The organism is Bradyrhizobium sp. UFLA01-814 (assembly GCF_046718885.1).
Classification (GTDB): domain Bacteria; phylum Pseudomonadota; class Alphaproteobacteria; order Rhizobiales; family Xanthobacteraceae; genus Bradyrhizobium; species Bradyrhizobium elkanii.
The window spans coordinates 1-5608 of record NZ_JAQOSR010000292.1; the positions used below are offsets into that span (position 1 = coordinate 1).

Genomic DNA, 5608 nt, shown 5'->3' on the forward strand with positions numbered 1-5608 from the left:
GCGTTGCGAAAGGGATTTTGGGGGACGGCGGCCTATTATCGGCGGCGCGCCGTACATGTCATTTCGACCCCTAATATAGGCCTCTTTGACAAAAATGCGACCCCAGAAGAGCCCCTGACAGGGCACATGCTGAATCCGCGCATAGCACGGGCATCGGCCAGATAAGTCATTTTGTTTCAATGACTTATGGCGCTCAAATCTTGTCGAGCCAGGCCAGGATCGCGACCACGATCAAAATCACCCCGAAAAGGCCCATTCCGGAGTGGCCGAGGCCATAGCCATAGCCGCGAATTCGGCCGCTATAGCCGCCCAGCAGGATAATCAGCAGAAGGATGATGAGGATCAGTCCAAGCGACATGGCGCCCTCCTCAGAACAGGCGGCAGCCGCACGGCGAGACGCCTACGGCCCCGCGAATACCAAGCAAAGCACATTCCGGCCTGCGAGTCGTTAAGGCCGTCAGTCGATCACGAGGATGTTGCCGGGGGCCGGAGCCAAAACAAAGCCCCACGCGACCGGCCTGTTGGTCGCGTGGGGCGCGGCGCGGTGGGCGCCGTTACTTCTTCTCGTCGAGCTTCAGCGCCGCCGAGTTGATGCAGTAGCGCAGGCCGGTCGGGCCGGGGCCGTCGTTGAAGACGTGGCCGAGATGGCCGTCGCATTTCGAGCACAGCACCTCGGTGCGGATCATGCCGTGGCTCATGTCGCGCTCCTCGTCGACATGGCTCTCGATCGCGGGCCTGGAGAAGCTCGGCCAGCCGCAGCCGGAATCGAACTTCTGGTCGGACTCGAACAGCGTCTGCCCGCAGCCGGCGCAGACATAGGTGCCCTTGCGCGGATCATGCTCGTATTCGCCGGTGAAGGGCCGCTCGGTCGCTTTCTCGCGCAGCACGGCGTACTGCATCGGCGTCAATTCCTTGCGCCACTCGGCCTCGCTCTTGCGGACCTTGCCGTCGGTCTTGGTATCGGACATTCAACCTCCTTTGCGAGATGCTCAGTTGGTGACCTTGGTGCTGCCCACCAGCGTCGGCTTCTCGATGTAAGTCTCCGCGAAGATCTTCTTCAGGTTCTCGACCTTCGGGATGTCGTTATAGGCAATATAGGGCTGGTTCGGGTGCAGTGTCAGATAGTCCTGGTGGTAGCCCTCCGCCGGATAGAACGCCTCCAGCGCGCCGACCTTGGTGACGATCGGCTTCTTGTAGACCTTGGCCGCGTTGAGCTGGGCGATATAGGCGTCCGCGACCTTCTTCTGCTCGTCGCTGGTGGTGAAGATCGCCGAGCGATATTGCGTGCCGGAATCCGGGCCCTGCCGGTTCAGCTGGGTCGGGTCGTGCACGACGGAGAAGAAGATCTGCAGGATCTTGCCGTAGGAGATCTTCTGCGGGTCGTACTTGATCTCGACCGATTCCGCATGGCCGGTCGTGCCGGTCGAGACCTTCTCGTAATCAGCGTTTGCCTTGCTGCCGCCGGAGTAGCCGGACACCGCGCTGACGATGCCGGCGGTGTGCTGGAACACGCCCTGCACACCCCAGAAGCAGCCGCCGGCCAGCACCGCGGTCTTGATGCCGGATTCCGGCGCGCTCGCGGCCGGCGGCGGGATGACCACGGCGTCCTCGGCGGCAAGCGAGGGCGCAACGGCAAAAGCTGTGACGGCCAGCGCGCCGATCGCGGCGGCGCACAGCGAGAGGCGGCTGAGGGAGCTTTTGGGCATGGGTTCCTCGTGGGATCGCAAGTGGGGCCAGTCTAGAGCGGGAGCCGGCATTGGCCAATCAGGCCGGCGGCTCCGACGCTTCAAAATACGGGCGAGGGGGCGTTTTGTTACGGCGCCGGCCACACGGTTTCGTGAGGGAAATCAGCGAGGTTCACGGATGACGGTGATGGATTTTTGCCCGCGGCGTCTCCACGCCCGTCGTCCTGGCGAAAGCCAGGACCCATAATCACGAAACGTACTTTTAGGCGGGATCGCGGCCCCAGCGTCCCGCAACAACAAGCAGCCGGGGTAATGGGTCCTGGCTTTCGCCAGGACGACGCTGAATGTCGGTGCCGCCTGCGAGTCATACACTCACCTGCTGTCAGGATGACGTCGACGCCTGCGGGACGATCACACAACGATACTCAGACGCTTCGCTGCCCGCGTGATCCCGGTGTAGAGCCACCTTGCACGGCTGTCCTGAAATGCAAAACTCTCGTCGAACAGCACGACGTCGTCCCATTGCGAGCCCTGCGACTTGTGCACGGTCAGCACGTAGCCGTAGTCGAACTCGTCATAGGGCTTGCGCTGCTCCCACGGCACGCCCTCGACGCCGCCGTCGAAGCATTCGCCGCGCACCGAGACCTTGGTGACCTTGTAGCCGAAATCCTCGTCCGGCATCACGCGCATGGTGATGATCTTGGATTTCGACTGCGCGCGCGCCTTGACCCGCCACAGCCCGCCGTTGAACAGGCCCTTCTTGCGGTTGTTGCGCAGGCAGACCAGCTTGTCGCCGGCAACCGGCAGCGGATCCTCGATGTTCTGCCGCTGCCGCACCCGCATGTTGTAGGCGCGGCGGGTGTTGTTGCGGCCGACCAGCACCTGGTCGGCGCTCATCACGCGGTCCGGATCGAGCTCCTTGCGCGACACCACCTCGCTCTCGCCGTGGCGGCCGATCTCGAGCTCGCGGCCCTCGCGGATATCCATCGACATCCGCACGATCGGATCGTCCTGTGCCTGGCGATGCACCTCGGTCAGCATCGCGTCGGGCTCGGCATCGGTGAAGAAGCCGCCGCCCTGGATCGGCGGCAATTGCGCGGGATCGCCGAGCACCAGCAGCGGGCAGTCGAACGACATCAAATCGCGGCCGAGCTCGGCATCGACCATCGAGCACTCGTCGATCACGATCAGCTTGGCCTTTGATGCTGGCGCGTCGTCCCAGAGCTCGAAGCTCGGCTGCTCGACGCCGGACTCGCGGGCGCGGTAGATCAGGGAATGGATCGTCGAGGCGCTGTCGCAACCCTTGTTGCGCATGACGAGCGCCGCCTTGCCGGTGAAGGCCGCGAACTTCACCTCGCCGTCGACGCCTTCGGCGATGTGACGGGCGAGCGTGGTCTTGCCGGTTCCGGCATAGCCGAACAGGCGGAACACCGGCGGCGTGCCGCCCTTGCCGGGCTTGGCCTTCAGCCAGTCGGCGACGGCTTTCAGCGCAGTGTCCTGATGCGGCGTGAAGGTGGTCATGAGCTTTCGGAAGAGTGAGCGCGCGACCGATAGCGCCGCGACTCAGGCCAGCACAAGCTAAACATTCATGCGTTCCGATCAAGCCGTCTCCCGCTGCGCGGAATTGAGGTTTCGCCCCCGAGGCTAGACTTGATCCGGGGCGCCACTAGACTGCCCCAAAACAACAAGCGGTCGGGACCACGACAAGTGGTCGAGCAAGCGACCTTGGGAGTGACTTCATGAAATTCGGCATCTTTTACGAGCTGCAACTGCCGCGCCCCTGGAATGACGGCGACGAGCTCAGGCTCTACCAGAACGCGCTGACGCAACTGGAAACCGCCGACCGGCTCGCCTACGACTACGCCTGGGTCGTGGAACACCACTTCCTCGAGGAATATTCGCACTCGCCGGCGCCGGAATCCTTCCTTGCCGCCGCGAGCCAGCGCACCAAGAACATCCGGCTCGGCCACGGCATCTTCCAGCTCACCACCAATCATCCCGCCCGCGTCGCCGAGCGGGTCGCGGTGCTCGATCTCTTGAGCAATGGCCGCTGCGAGTTCGGCATGGGCGAGAGTGCCTCGATCACCGAGCTGACGCCGTTCGGCCGCGACATGGAGACCAAGCGCGAGGTGTTCGAGGAAGCCGTGCAGGCGATCTTCCCGATGTTCACCAAGGTCGGCACCGAGCATCACGGCAACTATTTCGATATCCCGCTGCGCAATGTCGTGCCGAAGCCGGTGCAGAAGCCGCATCCGCCGCTCTGGATGGCGTGCTCGCAATTGCCGACCATCGAACGCGCCGGGCAGAATGGGTTTGGCGCGCTCGGCTTTCAGTTCGTCAGCGCCGAGGCGGCGCATGCCTGGGTGCACGCCTATTACAACGCGATCACCAAGCGGCTGAACAAGCTCGCCGACTACGAGATCAATCCCAACATGGCGCTGGTCTCGTTCTTCATGTGCGCGAAGACCGACGAGGAAGCGCGCCGGCGCGCCGACGGCGCGACCTTCTTCCAGTTCGCGCTGCGCTATTACGGCCAGGCGCAGAACCGGCAGCGGCCGGCACCCGGCACCGTCAACATGTGGGACGAGTACAACAAGTGGAAGCGCGACAATCCGGAGGCGCAGGAGGCCGCGCTGCGCGGCGGCCTGATCGGCTCGCCCGAGACCTTGCGCAAGAAGCTGCGACGCTTCCGCGCCTCGCATATCGACCAGGTGATCCTGCTCAACCAGGCCGGCAAGAACACGCATGAGCACATCTGCGAGTCGCTCGAGCTGTTCGCCAAGGAAGTGATGCCGGAGTTCCAGCACGATCCCGAGCACGATGCCTGGAAGAAGGGCGTGCTCGACGGCTCGATCCAGCTCGAGGAGATCGACACCCAGGCGTTCACGGACCGCTATGGTAAACTCGCGGTCAATGTCGGCTCGAAGGCCGCCGCCGCGGGCTGATCGATTGTTGTGCGGCGACCTCGCGTTTCCGTGAGGAAAATAATTCGCTACATGCGATCCGTGCCTTAAAAGAAACGGCACGCGCGATGCCTGCACCGAAGTGCTGGCATCGCTATTTTTGTGCGGTGCTCGACAGCTTCATTCGCGCGCCCCATCATCCTGACATCGCATGATCGTGCAGCGCGATAGCGCGCTTGATCGTCAGGAGAGTCTTGGAATGAAGCGTCGTGAGTTCCTCCAGCTGTCGCTCGTCACAGCCGCCGCCGCTGCGCTGTCACGCGGTGCGCAGGCGCAGGCGGACGCGAAGGAAATTCGTATCGGCTATCAGAAGAACGGCGTGCTCGTTATCACGCGGCAGCGCGAGGCCTTGGAAAATCATTTCAAGCCGCAGGGCATCAGCGTGAAATGGGTCGAGTTCTCCTCGGGCCCGCCGATGATGGAAGCGATGAATGTCGGCAGCGTCGATTACGGCGCGGTCGGCGATTCCCCGCCGATCTTCGCGCAGGCCGCGGGCGCCGCCATCGTCTATGCCGCGGCTCAGCCCATCATCAACGGCTCCGGCATCCTGGTGCCGCAGAATTCGGCGATCACGTCAATCGCCGATCTCAAAGGCAAGCGCGTCGGCTTCACCAAGGGATCGAGCGCCCATAACGTCGTGATCCAGACGCTGGAGAAGGCCGGGCTCACCTATGACGACATCACGCCGGTCTATCTGACGCCGCCGGACGCCGGTCCTGCTTTCGCCAATGGCGGCATCGATGCCTGGGCGATCTGGGATCCGTATTTCGCGATCGCCGAGACCAAGCAGAACGGCCGCATTCTGGTCAAGACGCGCGACATCACCAAGACCAACTCGTTCTACATCGCCAACCGCGACTTCGCCCGCAATCGCGGCGCGATCCTGCAGCAGATCGTCGATGTCACGACATCGAGCGCGGCATGGGCGCAGGCGCATCCCGACGAGGTCGCCAAATCGCT

Annotated in this window: 6 protein-coding genes; 2 read left to right on the plus strand and 4 right to left on the minus strand. The window is 63.4% G+C overall.

Features of this window, described 5'->3' with window-relative positions; translation table 11 throughout:
* Positions 1 to 193: 193 nt before the first annotated feature.
* The 4 genes from PMN64_RS41585 to PMN64_RS41600 form a co-directional block, all read right to left on the minus strand.
* The gene (locus PMN64_RS41585) at positions 194 to 358 is read right to left on the minus strand and encodes a DUF3309 family protein (RefSeq protein WP_016844323.1); all 165 of its coding nucleotides are present in this window, start codon (positions 356 to 358) and stop codon (positions 194 to 196) included.
* Positions 359 to 554: 196 nt separating this feature from the next.
* Positions 555 to 968, minus strand: a complete 414-nt coding sequence (gene msrB / locus PMN64_RS41590) for a peptide-methionine (R)-S-oxide reductase MsrB (RefSeq protein WP_411784951.1) — start codon at positions 966 to 968, stop codon at positions 555 to 557.
* A gap of 21 nt (positions 969 to 989) precedes the next feature.
* The gene (gene msrA / locus PMN64_RS41595; RefSeq protein ID WP_411784952.1) at positions 990 to 1706 is read right to left on the minus strand and encodes a peptide-methionine (S)-S-oxide reductase MsrA; all 717 of its coding nucleotides are present in this window, start codon (positions 1704 to 1706) and stop codon (positions 990 to 992) included.
* A gap of 390 nt (positions 1707 to 2096) precedes the next feature.
* Positions 2097 to 3206 carry an ATP-dependent RecD-like DNA helicase gene (locus PMN64_RS41600; RefSeq protein WP_411784953.1) on the minus strand — a complete coding sequence of 370 codons (1110 nt, stop codon included), beginning with the start codon at positions 3204 to 3206 and terminating at the stop codon, positions 2097 to 2099.
* A gap of 218 nt (positions 3207 to 3424) precedes the next feature.
* Here PMN64_RS41600 and PMN64_RS41605 point away from each other — a divergent pair, with 218 nt between their 5' ends.
* Both PMN64_RS41605 and PMN64_RS41610 read left to right on the plus strand, forming a co-directional pair.
* Entirely contained in the window at positions 3425 to 4630 is a 1206-nt protein-coding gene (locus PMN64_RS41605; RefSeq protein ID WP_411784954.1) for an LLM class flavin-dependent oxidoreductase, read from the plus strand.
* A gap of 217 nt (positions 4631 to 4847) precedes the next feature.
* Positions 4848 to 5608, plus strand: a 761-nt coding sequence (locus PMN64_RS41610; RefSeq protein ID WP_411784955.1) for an aliphatic sulfonate ABC transporter substrate-binding protein, incomplete at its 3' end; no start/stop codon positions are given.

Coding starts and splice junctions, on each gene's coding strand:
- msrB (WP_411784951.1), bottom strand. CDS start 968: ATGTCCGATACCAAGACCGACGGCAAGGTCCGCAAGAGCGAGGCCGAG.
- PMN64_RS41600 (WP_411784953.1), bottom strand. CDS start 3,206: ATGACCACCTTCACGCCGCATCAGGACACTGCGCTGAAAGCCGTCGCC.
- PMN64_RS41605 (WP_411784954.1), top strand. CDS start 3,425: ATGAAATTCGGCATCTTTTACGAGCTGCAACTGCCGCGCCCCTGGAAT.
- msrA (WP_411784952.1), bottom strand. CDS start 1,706: ATGCCCAAAAGCTCCCTCAGCCGCCTCTCGCTGTGCGCCGCCGCGATC.
- PMN64_RS41585 (WP_016844323.1), bottom strand. CDS start 358: ATGTCGCTTGGACTGATCCTCATCATCCTTCTGCTGATTATCCTGCTG.